This window comes from Shewanella sp. 0m-8, from assembly GCF_052977265.1.
Genome location: NZ_JBRIMB010000030.1, coordinates 15360 through 33404, shown reverse-complemented (window position 1 = coordinate 33404; position 18045 = coordinate 15360). Strand labels below are relative to the sequence as shown.

The window sequence follows — 18045 nt, the reverse complement described above, 5'->3', positions numbered from 1 at the left end:
CTTTTTTTATGCTTTCTGCATCAGCCTAGCCTGGAGCTAGACTAACAGTTAACTGGTTACCAAGGTTGATTTGGTCGCAAGCAAAGGTGAACCGTCACTTCATCACGGTCGTGGTATAAATGCTTAGCAGCAATAGAGAAATCATCAACACCGTTTTCTTTTAAGATCTCATCCATCGTCGCCAAAATCGTCGACACTTCTTTATAACGTGCTTTCATAGGCAATTTTAAGTTGAAGATAGATTCTTTAAACCAACCGTTAATCGCCCATGCTTCGATAAGCTCAGCTACGCGAGATGGCTTTTCAATCATGTCACACACAAGCCAAGTGATGTTCTTTCTTGGGGGCTCGAATCTGAATCCATCAGCTTGGTAATGTTTTACCTGTCCAGTATTCATCAAACCTTCATCCATTGGGCCGTTATCGACAGCCGCAACAAACATACCGCGTCTCACAAGCTGATATGTCCAACCACCAGGGCAAGCACCAAGATCCACCGCTTTCATACCACTGCTTAAGCGAGTTTCTTGCTCTTCTTTAGGGATGAAGTGAATAAATGCTTCATCAAGCTTTAGGGTCGAACGACTCGGCGCGTCGGCTGCAATCTTAAGTCTTGGGATCCCCATGAAATAAGGCGAGCTGTTATTACTCAGTGAATAACCCACATAAGCCTGGCCTGATGCGACAAAACACACATGAATAATAGGACGCTTTGGGTTTTCTTTTTCAAGCAGTGTGCCCGACTTTTTCAATGCCTGTCTAAGCGGTACGGTAAACTTACGGCAGAAGTTAGATAGCTCTTTAGCTTCGTTCGTATCAGGCGTTTCAACGCGCAATTCACCCGCTTTATTGACCTGTGTTAACGCTTCAACAATCGGACTGATTCTATCTTGTTCAGGTAAGCCTTTTAGTAACTCTTTTGCAGCAAACATCTGCCGAGCAAAAATAAGTGAGTCCAGACTGATGTTTTTAGCTAAAACTTCAGCATCGCCAGCTTGGAAGCACTGAAAAATGACATAAGCATCATTGGTGTTGGTTTTTACAAATCCACCAATATCAAGCTCAGCCGCACGCACTTGGATCTCAGCTGCGCAATCTTTTTCATAACCAGCACGGCAAAATAAAAATAGGTTTATCATTGAATTTCCTGAAGATAAAAATAATATCAATCAAAGTCTCATTATAAAAACGACACTTGGCTTCAAAGCATAGCGCTTAAAACAGCCAACGTATTTGAATAATTGATACAAAAAAGCGGCCAACAAAGTTGTTGCCCGCTATTTTACACTGTTCAAGCTTAGCTGTGTACTGTCTAAAATTTAATATCGCTACTCGGGTTGACTACATGACTTGAGTACGCTCTATTTTCTTGCAAACACCCCAGTTAAAAACGCCGCAGTTAATCCAGCTCTTTGACTCGATTACGCCAAACAGCCAGCGCAATAAACAACCAACCAAGTAGGAAACAAACACCCCCTATTGGCGTGACAGGCCCAGTCCATTTTGCACCGATTAATGCGTATAAATATAGCGACCCCGAAAACAACACCATACCGGCGATAAACAGATAACCCGCCCAATCCAGCAAACGAGACTTAATCCAGTGTCCCGAAAAAGCCACCACGATAAGTGCGAAGGTATGATAAAACTGATATTCGACACCTAAATTAAAGATGGCAATTAAGTCTGCTGGCGCCACATTTTTCAGTCCGTGTGCACCAAAAGCACCTAATGCCACAGCGATGAAACCACTTAATGCTGCAAGCAGCAAAAATCCATTACGCATTTAACCTCCCAAACGGTTACAGTCAACTTTCATCAATGCCACTTTGAGTGACATATTCAAGTCGTGCATTGCCCATTATTATTTTGCAATAAACCTATTGATAAGCGAGATAGCTTGTTCCAGATTAGCTGCTAAGGTAGTCCCTGACGACTTGCGCGGTTTAAAACCATGATCGCCATCAATTAACCAATGCAATTGAACCTTATTCATTATCGGCCAAGTTTCAACCAAGCCTTTGTGCCCAAATTTATCACGCTCGCCCTGGATCACCATAATAGGGGCCGAACAATTCTCTATAGGCGCTAAACGCGGTTCACCGCCACTGAGTGGAATAAAGGGGTAACCTAAACACACCACACCATCAACCTCTAGGCTCTCGGCCAAGATTGTCGACATGCGCCCACCCATGGATTTACCCACTAAGTAGACTTTATTAGGCTTAAAATGCTGTTTTAGAATACTAAGCTGCTGTGCATAATCGGCGATAAGCTTTGGTGCTCTATCGGGCGGACGACGTTTACCGTCAATGGCATTGGCACGCATGTAAGGAAAGTTAAATCGCACGATACGCGCGCCACTCTCGGCTAAACCTTTGGCCATTGCCGTCATAAACTCATGGCGCATGTTTGCCCCTGCACCATGAGCCAATACGATCAGCGTGTCACTGTTTGCACTATTGCTACTGGGCTCCTCAACCAGATACTGACTGGCATCAAAAACGAACTCCTCGTGTTTCTCGTGAATTAAGCTCGCAACAGCCTCAGCTAGCACACCCTCTAAATACGCTTGCTTTAACTTATCCTGTAAGCAGCTCACTACGAGTCTCCTCTTCGAACATATCAAGCATCCACTCTCTAAAGGCCGCAACCTTACCTATCTCGGCATGGTTTTGCTGGCACACTAGATAATATGCATTCTTACTGACTAAAACTTCAGGGAATGGACAGACCAAACGACCCGCTTTGATATCTGGCCTTGCCAGCACACTGTAGCCTAGCGCCACGCCTTGCCCGTGAGCAGCCGCCTGTAACACTAGTGAAGAGTGACTAAATATCGGTCCCTGGTTCACATTAATATCAGTAATTCCACATTGCCTAAACCAAGCCAGCCAATCTTGGCGGCTAGAGTCATGCAATAAGGTATGGTTTTTAAGATCACTCGGCTTCTCTAGCGGCTTAGGACCATTCAATAATAAGGGGGAACAAACCGGAATTAGCACTTCGTTTCGAAGCTTATCGGCACGCATACCAGGCCAGTTGCCCATGCCGTAATAAATGGCCACATCAACATCATCGGTGAGTGAACCATCCTCATCATCAACCGCTTTAATCCTTACGTCAATTTCAGGATTTTTCTCGCTAAATTTAGCCAGCCGAGGCACTAACCATTGAATAGCAAAGCTAGGCGAGGTGGCTACTGTAAGCGAACCGATGGCGCTTCGGGCTAACAATCTGTCAGTCGCATCGGCAAGCTGAGTAAAGATATCTTTAATGTCGAGAAAGTAGCTTTGTCCCTCCTCGGTTAACAGCAATGAACGGTTCTTACGACGGAACAGTTTTAATCCAAGATACTCTTCTAATGCTTTAATTTGATGACTCACTGCTGCCTGAGTAACAAACAATTCTTCAGCTGCTCGAGTAAAGCTTAAATGCCTAGCTGCAGCCTCAAATGCCTTTACAGCATTTAGGGGCGGTAATCGTCTTGCCATAGTGATCTGGATCCCGATTTTTAATTAGTTTTTCTAATGCGCATTGTTACATTTTATCGTTTGTAAAGGCCAGTCTTTTTGTTCAAAATCTGCCCCAACGAAATGATACTAGTTGGACAACCTCTACGACGTAATGGGGCGTGTCTAACAACCCAAATTTTAGCCTGGAGGCTACCGCGTATGTTAAACCTTAAATCAGTATTTGTTCTTGCCATTCTCAGCGTGTCGGCATCTGTAAGCGCTGATGAAATCAGCATCGATACCAAAGATATTGAAGCGGCATTAACAGCTAACTTAGCAGAAAGCATGGAATTAATGCAGGCGCAGCTAACCTCTGAGCTTGATACAATGCTAGTTACTGATGAACAGAAGAAGAACGAAGAAGCCACTGCGCAGCTAATATTAGCTGATTAGTTTTGCTGTAACGACTTCAATGTTAAAAACCACCTATTCGGTGGTTTTTTTGTGTCCGTAAATTGTGATTTAGTGAACATTGAGCACAAAAAAGGCGACTTACTTAAGTCGCCTTTGCAATACCTACGCTAATAGGCGCTCATAGCGCCCAGCTTAAGGACGGTAAACCTTAACATTGGTGTAACCTTGTTCTTGCAGATAAAGGGCCTGTAGCTTACTCATGACCCCACGGTCACAATAAAGCAGGTAGCTCTTCTCTTTATCTAAGTCAGCAAACTGAGTTGCTAACTTATAAAAAGGAATCGGCTTAACTTCTACACCCTCAATGTCCAGCGGAGCTTTCTCTTCCTCTTCAGGAGCACGGACGTCGATAATAATTTCATTCGCGTTAATCGCATCAACGGTTTCTGTTTCAGTGATCTTAGTATCCATCTGTGCAGCAATCTCCCTAATATCGATAATTTCAGCATCGGCAATCACGCGATCAAGTAGGTCTTCAGAGAATTTAGCCTCTTCTGCTTCAACTTTAGATAAAACAGCTTTTACCGTTGGCTTTTGCGAAATTACGCCACAATATTCAGGGATCGACTTAGCAAAATCTTCGGTTCCGATCTGACGGCTAATGTTGATGATATCTTGCTTATCCATGGCGATAAGTGGACGTAAGATTAACTGCTCAGTACAGCGGTCAATCACGTTCAAGTTAGTCAATGTTTGGCTAGATACCTGGCCCATTGCTTCACCCGTCACCAATGCTTGAATACCCATCTTTTGTGCTACACGTGTTGCTGCACGCATCATCATACGCTTTAAGATAACGCCCATTTGACCGTTGTCTATACGCTCAAGAATTTCTTGAACTACTGGGTCAAACGGTACAGAGATAAATTTAACTTTATGCGACTCGCCGTATTTCTGCCATAAGTGATAAGCCACCTGTTTAACACCAATTTCGTGTTGGTCGCCACCTAAGTTGAAGAAACAGTAATGAGTACGTGAGCCACGCTTAATGAACATGTAGCTCGACACACCTGAATCGAAACCACCTGAAATAAGTGATAACACGTCCTCTTGCGTCGCCATAGGGAAACCGCCAAGACCTTCAATACGCTTATCAATAATGTAGAGATTGTCATTATCAATCTCTAGATGCACTGTCATATCAGGATTTTTTAAACGAACGCCTGCCGCCTCAGTAAACTGATTGAGTCCACCACCCACATAGCGTTCAACTTCAATCGAATTAAACTCATGCTTACCCGCACGTTTTACACGTACACAAAACGTCTTACCTGCTAGTTGCTCTTTATAAGCAACTAAAGTTTGTTGGTAGATGTCATCAACAGAAGTAAAGGTACTCACATTCACTTGCAATACATGTGCAATACCTGGAATACAGGCTAAACGTTCGCCAAATGCTTCAACCAGATCAGGCCTATCATCTGGTACCATCACCATGATTTTATCCCACTGGCGTTGTACTTTGGCAGACTCATCTACTTTTTTAAGTACGTTACGAATGTTGGTCTCAAGCATTTTGGTAAAGCGCATTCTTACCGGCTTGCTTTTCATCATGATTTCAGGAAACAGTTTTACGATAAATTTCATTGGTCTTCCGCGAGGTGGTATTTAAACAGCAATTTACCGATTATAACAAGATCACATGGCAATTGCGTATATCCAATCTCAGTTTGTCTCAACAAAACCGTAAATTTTCGCGTTATATATCGATTCAGGGTGTTTTTTGGCAAACCCACACAAGGGTGATGATGATTGAGTGGTTGTTCTCTTGTGAAGTGATCCAGCGCAAACATTGCCAAACAAAAACAGGTAAGCGAGTCACCTCGATTACCTGTTTTGTCATAGCGAGAACCTAGATTATTTACCCACTTGGATCTCTGCCGACTCCTTAGCTTTACCCTGCTCTATCGCGATCTCGACACGTCTATTTCGGGCTCGATTCGCATTTGAGTTGTTTTCAACTAATGGATCTGATGAGGCCATACCAACCACTTTCATACGCTGCTGGTCAAAACCCTTTACTCGAATAAGTTCATGGGCAACCGCGACCGCACGTTTGCTCGAAAGATCCCAGTTAGAGCTATAAAGTTCATTGGAGATATTCCAGTTATCGGTATGCCCCGACACAGTAACAATCCCTGGCACATCCTTTAGTAATTCACCAACACGACGCACTACCGGTTTAAATCTAGGTTGTAAGAAACCCGAACCTGAAGCAAACGATCCCTTTTCACGAATACGGATAATGATTTGTTGGCCTAGGGATTCAATTTCTATCGCCCCGTCAACAATCTCTTTATTGAGCTCCTGTGCCATTTTCTTGACTTGCTCATTGATCTTATCTTGAGCAGATGCTTGAGTCTTAGTGGACTCCGTTTCTGATTTCGCTGCAGATTCAGCCTTAGCTTCTGCCTCACTTTGCTCGACAGCCGTAGCCGATGCTTGACCACCACGCTGCTCTCCGCGTTGTTGCTGAATACCACCAGCACTTGAGTCTTCCCCCTCTTGAAATTCAAGCATAGGTTCAGTCATTTCATTGGTTTGCTGATTAATAATCTCAATGGGGGTCGGTTCTGGCTTGCCTGGGCGAAACTCTAATGCAATAACCGAAGTGCCCTTTGGAATATCTTTCACTTCGACTTTATTTTGTACACCAAAGGCGTATTTCATCGAGCCGGCAATCTGCTTGAACTTCATGACATCCATTTCAGAAAATGCCAGCAGTAATACGAAAAAACACATCAGTAATGACATTAAGTCGGCAAAGGTTGCCAACCAAAGGGGGGCTCCTGGTGGCGGGCAATCACATTTGGCTTTTTTAGCCATCTGCTTACGCTCCGTCCAAGGTGTCTATTTTTCTCGACTTTTCAGTAAGGTAATTCTTTAAAAACCCTTCAATCACCCGTGGATTTTGTCCATCTTGAATAGCCAATACCGCATCCATAATCAAGTTACGGTTTAGCATCTCTTCATTCATCCGTAGTGATAACTTATCAGCAATAGGGATAGCAATCATGTTAGCCACAACCGCACCGTACAAGGTGGTCAGTAGTGCGACCGCCATCGCAGGGCCAATAGATTTTGGGTCATCCATATTAGATAACATGCCTACTAGACCGATAAGGGTACCGATCATGCCCATGGCTGGAGCGACATCGCCGATAGACTTAAAAATACCAATGCCTGTTCTATGGCGCTCTTCAGTCAACGCGATATCTTTTTCTAACGCATCTCGCACCACATCGCCATCATGGCCATCGACCAACATGTCGATCGCTTTTTGCATAAAACTATTACTGATCTCGGCTTCTTCCAATGCCAAAAATCCGCCCTTACGTGCAGCGTCTGCCATGGAGATTGATTGCTCAATCAGATCTTCTGGCTTATCTAGTTTGAAGATAAACGCTTTACCGGCAATTTTTGCTGAACCTAAGAATTGCTTAAGATTGTATTTCATCATCACGACGAACAATGAGCCTATCATCACGATAAGAATCGAGGGCACGTTGATAAAAATACCTATGCCGCCACCACTGACCATCGCCATAATAACGAAGGCAAATGCGCCAATAAGTCCAATTAGGGTTGCTAAATCCAAAACCGCTCCTCAAATACCGAACAAAATACTGCTTGTCTGCAGTCTCAAATGCAAATGGCTACATAGGGTGCCAAGAATAAATTAAGTCGCTAAAATATTACGCCTTTGCTGTCACGGCAAGCGACAAGTCACCAAACAATTCAATAAGCGTCATATTTTCAGCATTTCAACATATATAACGACCAAAAAATGGATCTCTTGAGCGATATTTCCAGCAAATGTGGCGCGGTTTCCGTTAAAATACCCTTTCACTCGCAGGATAGTGCCAAAGCCTCCCGATATGTCTCTTGATCTATTATCTGTTGGCTCACGTATGTTTTACTCACTATGAAAGCATGTTTGTTGTTGAAAGCGTGCTTTTGCGCAAATTGTCAACAGCTTAATTTGACCCATGTGCCCTGCTGATATACTTTGTGTACCGCTTATTTTCTAGGAATGATCATCGTGGCAAAAAAACCAGAAAATCTCTCATTTGAAGATTCACTTTCCGAGCTAGAAAAAATCGTCACCGACTTAGAGCACGGCGATATCGATCTCGATGATGCCTTAAAGCAATTCGAACGCGGGATAAAGCTTGTGCGAAATAGCCAAAGCAAGTTAGAAAATGCTCAGCAAAAGGTCGCAGTGTTAATGCAAGAAGAGGGTGTAGACACTCTCAAACCTTATGATATCGAGGGTGAGTAATTGTTAGTAGAGTCACTTAAGCGATACCAGCAGCGCAGCAACCAACAGCTTGAATTACGTATCGATTCACTCGACAATATTGATCTGCAGCTTAAAGCAGCAATGAAGCATGGTGCGTTGATTGGTGGCAAGCGTATTAGACCGTTTTTGGTTTATGCTGTCGGCGACATGTTAGGTGTTAAACTGACAACACTGGACTCTTGTGCTGCGGCAGTCGAATGTATTCACGCTTACTCACTGATCCATGACGATCTACCTGCAATGGATAACGATGCATTGCGACGTGGTCAACCCACTGTACACATTGCTTTTGATGAAGCCACTGCCATATTAGCAGGCGATGCACTACAAGCTCTTGCTTTTGAAATCATCAGCGACCCCATTGAAAACATTACTCCATCACAGAATTTAGCCATGGTTAAAGCCTTAGCTAACGCCTCTGGGTATAGTGGTATGTGTGGTGGTCAAGCGATGGACTTAAGCGCCACAAACAAGCAGATTGAATTAGCCACCTTAATAAAGCTTCACAAACTAAAAACCGGTGCCCTTATTCGCTGTGCAGTTGAGTTTGCCATTATCGCCGCAAAAGTCGATGAGCAAGAACGTCAAGCATTACTCGATTTTGCTGATGCTATAGGCCTAGCTTTTCAAGTACAAGATGACGTGCTCGATATTATCGCTAGCACCGAAGAGCTTGGAAAGCCGCAAGGTTCCGATACAGATTCAAACAAAAGTACCTATCCTAAGTTACTTGGATTAGAGGGCGCCCAAAAAACTGCTTCAAGTTTGATTGAGGACGCACTATCAGCGCTGGCCAAATTACCATACAATAGCCAGCTAATTGCAGAATTCGCCCGTTATATCATTGAGCGAAGAGTTTAATAAAGAGACAAAGAATCTCGATATGAGTTTTGATATTTCTCAATTCCCTGTGCTTGCACAGGCTAATACCCCAGATGAGCTAAGACAGCTCCCTCAAGCAGTGTTGCCACAATTGGCAGACGAACTTAGAGGTTTCTTACTGAAGTCTGTGGGTAAATCAAGCGGTCACTTCGCATCGGGTCTCGGCACGGTGGAACTTACCGTGGCACTTCACTATGTGTACAACACCCCATTTGACAGACTCGTTTGGGATGTAGGCCACCAAGCCTATCCACACAAGATCTTAACTGGACGACGTGAAAAGATGCATACCATACGCCAAAAAGGCGGTGTGCACCCATTCCCATGGCGCGAAGAAAGTGAATACGACACCTTTAGTGTGGGTCACTCAGGCACTTCTATCAGTGCCGCTCTTGCTATGGCCGTCGCTGCGGAAAAAGAGCAAGCTGGTCGTAAAGTGGTTGCAGTTATCGGTGACGGCGCAATGACCGGCGGCATGGTATTTGAAGCCATGAACCACGCGGGCGACTTACATAACGACATGCTGGTCGTGCTCAACGACAACGAGATGTCTATCTCAGAAAACGTTGGCGCACTCAATAACCACTTAGCTCAGCTGATGTCAGGTCGTTTCTATACCACCATACGAGAAAGCAGCAAGAAAGTGCTTAAGGGTATGCCGGTTATCAAAGAGATGGCTAAGCGCACCGAAGAGCACCTTAAAGGCATGGTGGTTCCTGGTACGTTATTTGAAGAGCTAGGGTTTAACTATATTGGCCCAATTGATGGCCATGATGTTGATGCGCTGGTTGAGACGATGCGCAATATGCGCAACCTAAAAGGTCCACAGATTTTGCATATCATGACTAAGAAAGGTCGTGGTTATGAGCCAGCAGAAAAAGATCCTATTGGTTGGCATGCAGTGCCTAAGTTTGATCCTTCAACCTTCGAAAAACCAGCAGCTAAACCATGCGACCCAACCTTCTCAGAAGTGTTTGGTAAGTGGCTTTGTGATATTGCTGAAAAAGATGAAAAGGTACTGGGTATTACACCAGCGATGCGCGAAGGTTCAGGTATGGTTGAGTTTTCTCAGCGCTTCCCTAAGCAGTATTTCGATGCAGCGATTGCCGAGCAACATGCGGTAACCTTTGGAGCGGGTTTTGCCTGTGAAGGATACAAGCCTGTTGTCGCTATCTACTCTACCTTCTTACAGCGTGGTTATGATCAGCTTATCCATGACGTCGCGCTGCAAAAGCTACCGGTACTCTTTGCCATTGACCGCGGTGGTATTGTTGGCGCCGATGGCCCAACTCATCAAGGAGCATTCGATTTAAGCTTTATGCGCACAGTGCCAAATATGGTGATCATGGCGCCGTCTGATGAAAATGAATGCCGCCAGATGCTCTATACCGGCTATTGCTATAACGATGGCCCTACCGCTGTACGTTACCCTCGTGGTAGCGCCACTGGCGCTAAGCAAGTCGAAACCATGACAGCAATGCCAATCGGTAAAGGCTTAATTAAGCGTGAAGGCAAGAAGATTGCCATCCTTAACTTTGGTACCTTGCTGGCAAGCAGCTTAACTGCAGCCGAAGCACTCGATGCCACCGTTGCCGATATGCGCTTTGTGAAGCCACTTGATGCTGAGCTGATTAAAGAGCTTGCTGCAAATCACGATGTGCTCGTCACAGTTGAAGAGAACGCGATTATGGGCGGTGCAGGTTCTGGCGTACTAGAGCTATTGCAGACGCTTAAGATGCCAAAACAGGTATTGCTTATTGGTTTGCCTGATGAGTTCATTAAGCACGGCGCGCCAGAAGAGATCATCAGTGAGCTTGGCTTAGATGCGGCGGGTATTCAAAAGCAGATTGAAGACTTTATTGCTTAATAGTAATCAATATAGTTTCTAGCAAGCATTGCGTAATAAAAAGGACTGCCTAAGCAGTCCTTTTTTGTGGCCGTATTTATTGCCGCTATTGCAAGGATCTTACTTAGCACTCATAAGCGCCAAGCGACCATGATTAACCTTGAGAAACCATTACCATCGCAGGGCGAAGTAAGCGCTCGTTCAAGGTATAACCTTTTTGCATCACCATCATCACAGTATTGGCAGGGAAATCTGCACTTGGCTGCATGCCAATCGCTTGGTGTAGCTCTGGGTTAAATGTATCGCCCTGTGGATCAACTTGGACTAAGCCAAACTTCTCTACTGTGCTCACAAAGCTCTTTGCCGTCAGCTCAACGCCTTCGTAAATCGCCTTTGTTGCTTCAGCTTCTGCGTCAGTACCTTGCAACGCACGCTCCATGTTATCTAAAACAGGTAGCAATTCGTTGATGAATTTCTCTAAGGCAAACTTGTGCGCCTTCTCAACATCCATAGCTGAACGACGACGTATATTGTCGACTTCAGCTGCAGCACGGATCACTGAGTCTTTCTGAGATTCAACTTTAGCTTCAGCTTCTTGCAAAGCCTTTTCTAACTCTTCAACACGGAAATTTGCTTGAGTTAACTCATCCATCAAAGCGCCTTCATCTGTTGCTTCAGTGCCATTTTCGTTAAGCAATTCGCCTTCGACGATCTCTTCAACTTGGTTATCTTGTGCTTTATTTGTTTCGTTGCTCATTTTTGCTCCAGCTAAAAATGCTTTGTTTCTGCATGCTCTGAGCATATTATGGGGATCAATTTTAAGGTTTCAAGGCCTAAAGCTGGATCTAACATAAATATGAGCAATACGTTTCACACAATTGGTCTAATTGGTAAACCGAATCACAAGGGAACCACACAGACCTTAAAAAGGTTGCATCATTGGCTTAGCATGCAAGGCTATAAAGTGTTAGTCGAAGAACGAGTCGCCGGAGAACTGGGTCCTCAGGTGCAATCTGTCGATCTATTAGAGATCGGTGCGCAATGCGATTTAGCGATTGTTGTTGGCGGTGACGGTAACATGCTCGGCGCTGCTCGGGTGCTGGCACGCTTTAATATCGGTGTTATCGGGGTTAACCGAGGGAACTTGGGCTTTTTGACCGACTTACCACCAGACTCATTTGAAGAAGCATTATCTAAGGTACTTGAAGGCGAATTTGAAATTGAGCAACGCTTTTTACTCGAAGCCGAAGTGCATCGCCACAATGAGCTTAAATCAAGTAATACCGCAGTCAACGAAGCGGTACTTCATCCAGGTAAAGTTGCACATATGATTGAGTTTGAAGTCTACATAGATGACAAATTCATGTATAGCCAGCGCGCCGACGGTATGATTATTTCCACTCCGACCGGATCGACCGCTTACTCTTTGTCTGCAGGTGGTGCGATATTAACGCCAAACCTCGCCGCGATGATTTTAGTGCCGATGTTTCCTCACACACTTTCGTGTAGACCAATTGTTGTTGATGCGGCTAGCATCATTAAGCTGGTCGTATCGCCCCATAACGGTGATAACTTAGAAGTCAGTTGTGATGGTCATGTACACCTGCCGGTTCTGCCTGGTGATGAAATTATCATAAAACGCAGCCAAGAAACCTTAAGGCTTGTGCATCCTAAAGGGCATAACTATTTCCACGTTCTTCGTACCAAGCTAGGTTGGGGAAGCAAACTTTTCTAATCCCTTCTATCTAGGATCTTCTACTCAGCTAGATGTCGATACTTTTTAAGCCTTATTTACAGGCATCAGTTATCGGCATCTGCCGCCTCAATAATTAGCTTCCCCGCCAACTTTTGATGTAACTTTCACTACATTGGTGTTAATTAGCTACAGTTCTCATCCCTGCTTGATTCAAACACATCAAAACATAATGTGATGCCTCAAAAGTTCATCTCTATTAAAAACATTAACTTAGATTAATAATGATAAATATGACGGGCAGACAAAAAGCAAAAACTAGATACAGATCACACAAGCGTTAAATCTCGCTTACCTTATTCGCTGCCACATAAGAAATTTACCGATCAAATCTAAGATGAATGACGCTCAAGATGGTAGGTTCCAGCACTTTTAGTACTAAGAATGACGCCCTTTATACTTTTCTTATGCCTACCTAGCATTCAACCAACAATTATACGTGACGCGCATCACATAGTCGCAAAACACAAAACCATGACCCGTCTCACTAATGGCATTATCAAGCACAATTGATAAGCAGCATGATCTAGATCATGTTTACATTTTTCTAAATCACGTTTAGTACACACCGCTTTTCGTAATAACTAAAAAATTTGAAAGCAACAATTGAAGTTAGATACTCAAACACATCGAGGCAAGCATGACCTTTATTCAACTACTCGCAAGCTTAACGCCGATTATCAGCGTAATGCTGTTCCTGGTCCTACTACGGATGCCAGCATCTAGAGCGATGCCTATTTCTATGGTATTTACAGGACTTGCAGCAGTATTCGTTTGGCAGATGGACACAACCTTCCTGGCCGCTTCAGTGGTTGAAGGCTTGCTGTCAGCATTAACGCCACTAACGATCATCTTTGGTGCTGTGTTCCTACTTAACACCCTTAAGTATTCTGGCGCGATGGATACTATCCGCGCTGGTTTTACCAATATTAGTGGTGATGCGAGGGTGCAGGTGATCATCATCTGCTGGTTGTTCGGCTCGTTTATTGAGGGTTCAGCAGGCTTTGGTACCCCTGCGGCAATTGGTGCACCACTACTTGTGTTACTTGGCATTCCTCCTATTGCAGCAGCCGTTGTCGCCTTGATTGCTGACTCAACATCAGTCTCGTTCGGCGCCATTGGTCTTCCCGTTCTGTTCGGTATGGAGCAAGGCCTAACTCAGGGCGGCGCAAATATGGCCGCACAGCAAATTGCTCAGCACGGTGGCAGTTTTGCAGATTATGCGCAGTTTATCGCCATGCACATGATCACCATAGACTTAATCACTGGTACCCTTATTCCACTGACAATGGTAGCAATTCTCACAGGCTTCTTTGGTCGTAATAAGTCATTTAAAGAAGGCTTAGCCATATGGAAGTTCGCGCTATTTGCAGGTCTTGCGTTCACCGTTCCAGCTTGGTTAATTAACTACTTTGCAGGCCCGGAGTTCCCGTCAGTTATTGGTGCGCTTGTGGGTATGGCACTGGTTATCCCTGTTGCTAAAAAAGGCTACCTATTGCCTAAAGAGCAGTGGAATGACTTTGCTGAGAACGATGGTAAAACCAGTCAAGCATTAGAGACTGACGTTAAGTTCTCGCAACTTGCCGCTTGGTCTCCTTATTTAATTATGGCGGCATTACTGGTGCTGTCACGTACCGTTGCACCACTTAAAGCCTGGTTATCTAGCTTTAACATCAGCTGGACAGGTTTACTCGGTACAGAGTTAAAAGCGGGCTTTGCCACACTTTACGCACCTGGCGCTTTCTTTGTTTTAGTCTGCATCCTAGGTTTCTTCCTATTTAGAATGAAGTCGCCTGCCATTAAAGAGTCTATCTCAGTCTCTTGTAAGTCTATGGTGCCGACGATTATTTCGCTTGGGGCCTCGGTCCCTATGGTTAAAATTTTCTTAAACTCTGGCGAAAATGCCTCAGGGCTTGCCTCTATGCCTGTCGCACTCGCCGATACGCTCGCTAACAGCATGGGCGCGGTGTGGGCTTGGGTATCGCCAATTGTGGGGATTTTCGGCGCCTTCTTATCAGGATCGGCTACCTTCTCAAACATGATGTTTTCAGGCCTACAGTACAGTGTTGCCGATAATATTGGAGCTAACCATGCACTTATTCTCGCAATGCAGGGCATTGGTGCTAACGCCGGTAACATGATGTGTGTAATGAACGTTGTTGCCGCTGCAACGGTTGTTGGTATGGCTGGGCGTGAATCTGAAATTATCCGTAAAACCATGCCTGTGGCACTAGGCTATGCTTTAGTCGCGGGTACTATCGCTGCAGTTTGGGGTGGCTTTTAAGCTCTTGCCTCCTTTTTTAAAGCAACGTATATAGCAAATTTTATAAAAATAATAATATCGAGAAAGCCGCTCAAGCAGCGGCTTTATCCACTTAAAGTAAGTGTATGAGATAAAGTTAATGTCGATTAATTATGAAGCAGTATTAAGAGATTTACGTAGACAAGTTGGCGAGCACGCCGCCACTAATGATCCAGTTCGCCGTTTTGCCTGGTCAACTGATGCCAGCTACTTTCGTATCGTGCCTGAAATTGTGGTGCATGCCGATACCCTAGAGCAAGCTAAACGCACCCTAGCCATTGCCCGCACCTACGGCGCTCCAGTAACCTTTAGAGCTGCAGGAACGAGTCTTTCAGGCCAAGCCATTGGTGAAGGTATTTTGCTGATCTTAGGTCATGATGGTTTTAGAACATTAACCGTAAGTGACGATGCCTCAACAATTAGCCTAGGTACCGCGGTGATTGGCGCCGATGCCAACGCAGTTTTAAAGCCTTTAAACAAGAAAATAGGCCCCGATCCGGCAACGCTTGCATCAGCTAAAATTGGTGGCATCGTGTCTAACAACGCCTCTGGCATGTGTTGTGGTACGGCGCAAAACAGTTACCAAACTATCGCTTCTGCCAAATTATTATTTGCAGACGGCACAGAGCTAGATACAGGTTGTGACGACTCTAAAGCTGCCTTTACTCAGTCTCATCCACAACTTTTGCAACAGCTTACTGAGCTCGCTGCGCTAACCGTTAACAACACCGTGCTTGCCGCTAGAATTCGTAAAAAATTCTCGATTAAAAACACAACAGGTTATAGCCTGAATGCCCTGGTTGATTTTGCCGATCCTTTTGAGCTAATTAACCATCTGATTGTGGGCGCCGAAGGGACGCTAGCCTTTGTTGAAGAGGTGACTTACCACACGGTTGATGAAGCACGCTTTAAAGCCTCAGCCATGGCTGTGTTTTTCAATATGGAAGATGCCGCTCGCGCTGTTCCGCCAATTGTGGGCGACAGCGTTGCCGCCGCAGAGTTGCTCGACTGGGCCTCAATTAGAGCGATAACAGGCAAAGCGGGCATGCCGCTATGGTTAACAGACTTACCTGAAGGCGCTTGTATCCTACTGATTGAATCTCGCGCCAATGACAAAGCAACACTTGGAACCTATACCCAAGACGTTATCGCTAAGCTTGCGCATATCGAGACTGAGCGCCCTATTAGCTTCAGTGACGACCCTACCGTTTTTGGTCAGTACTGGGCAATGCGCTCAGCACTGTTCCCAATTATTGGTGGCGAGCGCCCTAAAGGCACCTCCGTTATCATCGAAGATGTGGCCTTTGAACTTGAGCATCTAGCGGCTGCGGCTAACGATTTAACCGAGCTTTTCCATAAGCATAACTATCCTGAGGGGGTTATTTATGGTCATGCACTTGCGGGTAACTTCCACTTCATCATAACACCCACATTTAACTCACAAGCTGACATTGAGCGCTTCCACGCCTTTATGCAAGATGTCGCCGAAATGGTGATCAATAAATACGACGGTTCAATGAAAGCCGAGCACGGCACCGGCCGCGCAGTAGCGCCCTTTGTTGAGATGGAATGGGGCAGTGACGCTTACACCTTGATGAAGCGTATTAAGCAGATTTTTGACCCTGAAGGCTTATTAAACCCCGGGGTTATTCTTAACGATGATAATCAAATTCACGTTAAAAACATTAAACCCTGCCCTGTAGTCGATGACTTAGTCGACAAATGCATCGAATGTGGTTTCTGCGAAAAAACCTGCCCGACATCAGCGCTAAATATGTCGCCACGTCAACGTATTGCCACATTACGTGAAATTGAGCGTCTTGAGCAATCAGGTGACAAACAAGCGGCCAGTGAGATGCGCGCCGCAGCCAAGTACGATGTAGTTGATACTTGCGCCGCCTGTCAGCTTTGTACCATCGCCTGCCCAGTCGAAAACAGTATGGGCGAGTTAGTGCGTAAACTCAGAACGCCCTATATCACCAGTACTGAACAAAAGGTACTCGATTTTCAAGCCAAGCACTTTGGCGCAGTTAACCAGGTGATCAGCACAGGTTTTAATGTGCTAGGTACCGTTCACAAGATCACTGGCAGCGCGATAACTGGCGCAATCATGAAAGCTGGCCGTGTCGTTTCTAAAGAAGTGCCTTATTGGAATCCTGATTTTCCAAAAGGTGGCAAATTGCCCAAACTTGCCGCGCCGATCCCGGGTCAAGAAACCGTAGTTTACTTCCCAGCTTGCGGTGGACGCACCTTTGGTCCAACCCCAAAAGATCCCGATAACCGCACCTTACCTGAAGTCATCGTCACGCTACTTGAGCGTTCTGGTTACAACGTAATCACTCCTGAGAAAACTCGTGATCTGTGTTGCGGCCAAATGTGGGAGTCAAAAGGTGACTTTAAAAACGCTGACGCTAAGCGTAAAGAGTTAATTGAAGCGGTTGCAGCTATGACTCAGGGCGGTAAGCTGCCGGTGATTATTGATGCGCTTTCTTGTACTTATCGTACACTTTCTGGTGATAAGTCACTGACAGACAAGATTGAAATTGTCGATATGGTTGATTTCATCCATGACAAGCTACTCGATAAGCTCACCATCAACCGCAAAAAGCCTGCTGTCGCTCTGCACTTAGGTTGTAGTGCACGTAAGATGAAACTTGAGCCAAAGATGGAAGCGATTATCGATGCCTGTAGCCAACAAATGATCCGCCCGGCAGGCATAGATTGCTGTGGTTATGCCGGTGAAAAAGGCTTGTATAAGCCTGAAATCAACGCTAGCGCGCTGCGCAATATCAAAAAGCTAATCCCTGTTGATGTTAACGAAGGATATTACGCTAACCGTATGTGTGAAGTCGGTTTAACTCAACATAGCGGTATCTCTTACCGCCACCTTGCCTATCTTTTAGAAGAGTGTACCCGCTAAATAGCGCGACTCTTTAGTAAAAAGTGAGGGGCAGCTTGCCCCTCACTTTTTAATCAAACTCAATCCACTCCACTTAACTGCTTAACTGCCTAACCACTTTTAGCTTTCTA

16 protein-coding genes are annotated in these 18045 nt (G+C 45.0%); 7 read left to right on the top strand and 9 right to left on the bottom strand.

Translation table 11 applies throughout. The features are described 5' to 3' along the window. Positions 1-56: 56 nt before the first annotated feature. The 4 genes from rlmM to ACVBIO_RS14190 form a co-directional block, all read right to left on the bottom strand. Complete coding sequence (gene rlmM / locus ACVBIO_RS14205) at positions 57-1139, bottom strand: 23S rRNA (cytidine(2498)-2'-O)-methyltransferase RlmM (RefSeq protein ID WP_447163366.1); 1083 nt, start codon at positions 1137-1139, stop codon at positions 57-59. 260 nt (positions 1140-1399) lie between these two features. Beyond that, a complete protein-coding gene (locus ACVBIO_RS14200; RefSeq protein ID WP_447160046.1) occupies positions 1400-1786 on the bottom strand; it encodes a DUF423 domain-containing protein in 387 nt (128 codons plus the stop codon). 78 nt (positions 1787-1864) lie between these two features. Continuing rightward, positions 1865-2602 carry an alpha/beta fold hydrolase gene (locus ACVBIO_RS14195; RefSeq protein WP_447163365.1) on the bottom strand — a complete coding sequence of 246 codons (738 nt, stop codon included), beginning with the start codon at positions 2600-2602 and terminating at the stop codon, positions 1865-1867. Next, complete coding sequence (locus ACVBIO_RS14190; protein WP_447160048.1) at positions 2583-3494, bottom strand: transcriptional regulator GcvA; 912 nt, start codon at positions 3492-3494, stop codon at positions 2583-2585. The genes ACVBIO_RS14195 and ACVBIO_RS14190 overlap by 20 nt, the downstream gene beginning before the upstream one ends. Before the next feature lie 180 nt (positions 3495-3674). On the opposite strand from ACVBIO_RS14190, the gene ACVBIO_RS14185 reads away from it, so the two are divergent. Further along, positions 3675-3908, top strand: coding sequence for a hypothetical protein (locus ACVBIO_RS14185; protein WP_447172863.1), 234 nt, complete (start codon positions 3675-3677; stop codon positions 3906-3908). A gap of 153 nt (positions 3909-4061) precedes the next feature. On the opposite strand, the gene thiI is transcribed toward ACVBIO_RS14185, so the two are convergent. From thiI to pomA, 4 genes are all read right to left on the bottom strand, one after another. After that, on the bottom strand, positions 4062-5516 hold the full coding sequence (thiI, locus tag ACVBIO_RS14180) for a tRNA uracil 4-sulfurtransferase ThiI (RefSeq protein ID WP_447160050.1): 1455 nt from the start codon (positions 5514-5516) through the stop codon (positions 4062-4064). 124 nt (positions 5517-5640) lie between these two features. Beyond that, positions 5641-5772, bottom strand: a complete 132-nt coding sequence (locus ACVBIO_RS14175) for a hypothetical protein (protein ID WP_447172862.1) — start codon at positions 5770-5772, stop codon at positions 5641-5643. A gap of 14 nt (positions 5773-5786) precedes the next feature. Next, positions 5787-6755, bottom strand: coding sequence for a flagellar motor protein MotB (locus ACVBIO_RS14170; RefSeq protein WP_447160052.1), 969 nt, complete (start codon positions 6753-6755; stop codon positions 5787-5789). Positions 6756-6759: 4 nt separating this feature from the next. Beyond that, positions 6760-7527 carry a flagellar motor protein PomA gene (pomA, locus tag ACVBIO_RS14165; RefSeq protein WP_447160053.1) on the bottom strand — a complete coding sequence of 256 codons (768 nt, stop codon included), beginning with the start codon at positions 7525-7527 and terminating at the stop codon, positions 6760-6762. Between the two features lie 444 nt (positions 7528-7971). Here pomA and xseB point away from each other — a divergent pair, with 444 nt between their 5' ends. From xseB to dxs, 3 genes are read left to right on the top strand one after another with little or no spacing between them, the layout of a single operon-like run. Further along, positions 7972-8211: an exodeoxyribonuclease VII small subunit gene (gene xseB / locus ACVBIO_RS14160; protein WP_447160054.1), complete on the top strand. Its 240-nt coding sequence runs from the start codon at positions 7972-7974 to the stop codon at positions 8209-8211. Then, positions 8212-9093 carry a (2E,6E)-farnesyl diphosphate synthase gene (gene ispA / locus ACVBIO_RS14155; protein ID WP_447160055.1) on the top strand — a complete coding sequence of 294 codons (882 nt, stop codon included), beginning with the start codon at positions 8212-8214 and terminating at the stop codon, positions 9091-9093. Between the two features lie 22 nt (positions 9094-9115). Continuing rightward, entirely contained in the window at positions 9116-10981 is a 1866-nt protein-coding gene (dxs, locus tag ACVBIO_RS14150) for a 1-deoxy-D-xylulose-5-phosphate synthase (RefSeq protein ID WP_447160056.1), read from the top strand. A 133-nt stretch (positions 10982-11114) separates the two neighbouring features. On the opposite strand, the gene grpE is transcribed toward dxs, so the two are convergent. After that, entirely contained in the window at positions 11115-11717 is a 603-nt protein-coding gene (gene grpE, locus ACVBIO_RS14145; RefSeq protein ID WP_447160057.1) for a nucleotide exchange factor GrpE, read from the bottom strand. A 99-nt stretch (positions 11718-11816) separates the two neighbouring features. Between grpE and nadK the strand changes: the two genes are divergently transcribed. The 3 genes from nadK to ACVBIO_RS14130 all read left to right on the top strand — a co-directional run bounded on the left by nadK (position 11817) and on the right by ACVBIO_RS14130 (position 17935). Beyond that, positions 11817-12695 (top strand): NAD(+) kinase, encoded by an 879-nt coding sequence (nadK, locus tag ACVBIO_RS14140; protein WP_447160058.1) that lies wholly within the window; start codon positions 11817-11819, stop codon positions 12693-12695. Between the two features lie 658 nt (positions 12696-13353). Then, positions 13354-14997, top strand: coding sequence for an L-lactate permease (locus ACVBIO_RS14135; protein ID WP_447160059.1), 1644 nt, complete (start codon positions 13354-13356; stop codon positions 14995-14997). A gap of 118 nt (positions 14998-15115) precedes the next feature. After that, positions 15116-17935: an FAD-binding and (Fe-S)-binding domain-containing protein gene (locus ACVBIO_RS14130; RefSeq protein ID WP_447160060.1), complete on the top strand. Its 2820-nt coding sequence runs from the start codon at positions 15116-15118 to the stop codon at positions 17933-17935. The last annotated feature ends 110 nt before the right edge of the window (positions 17936-18045 follow it).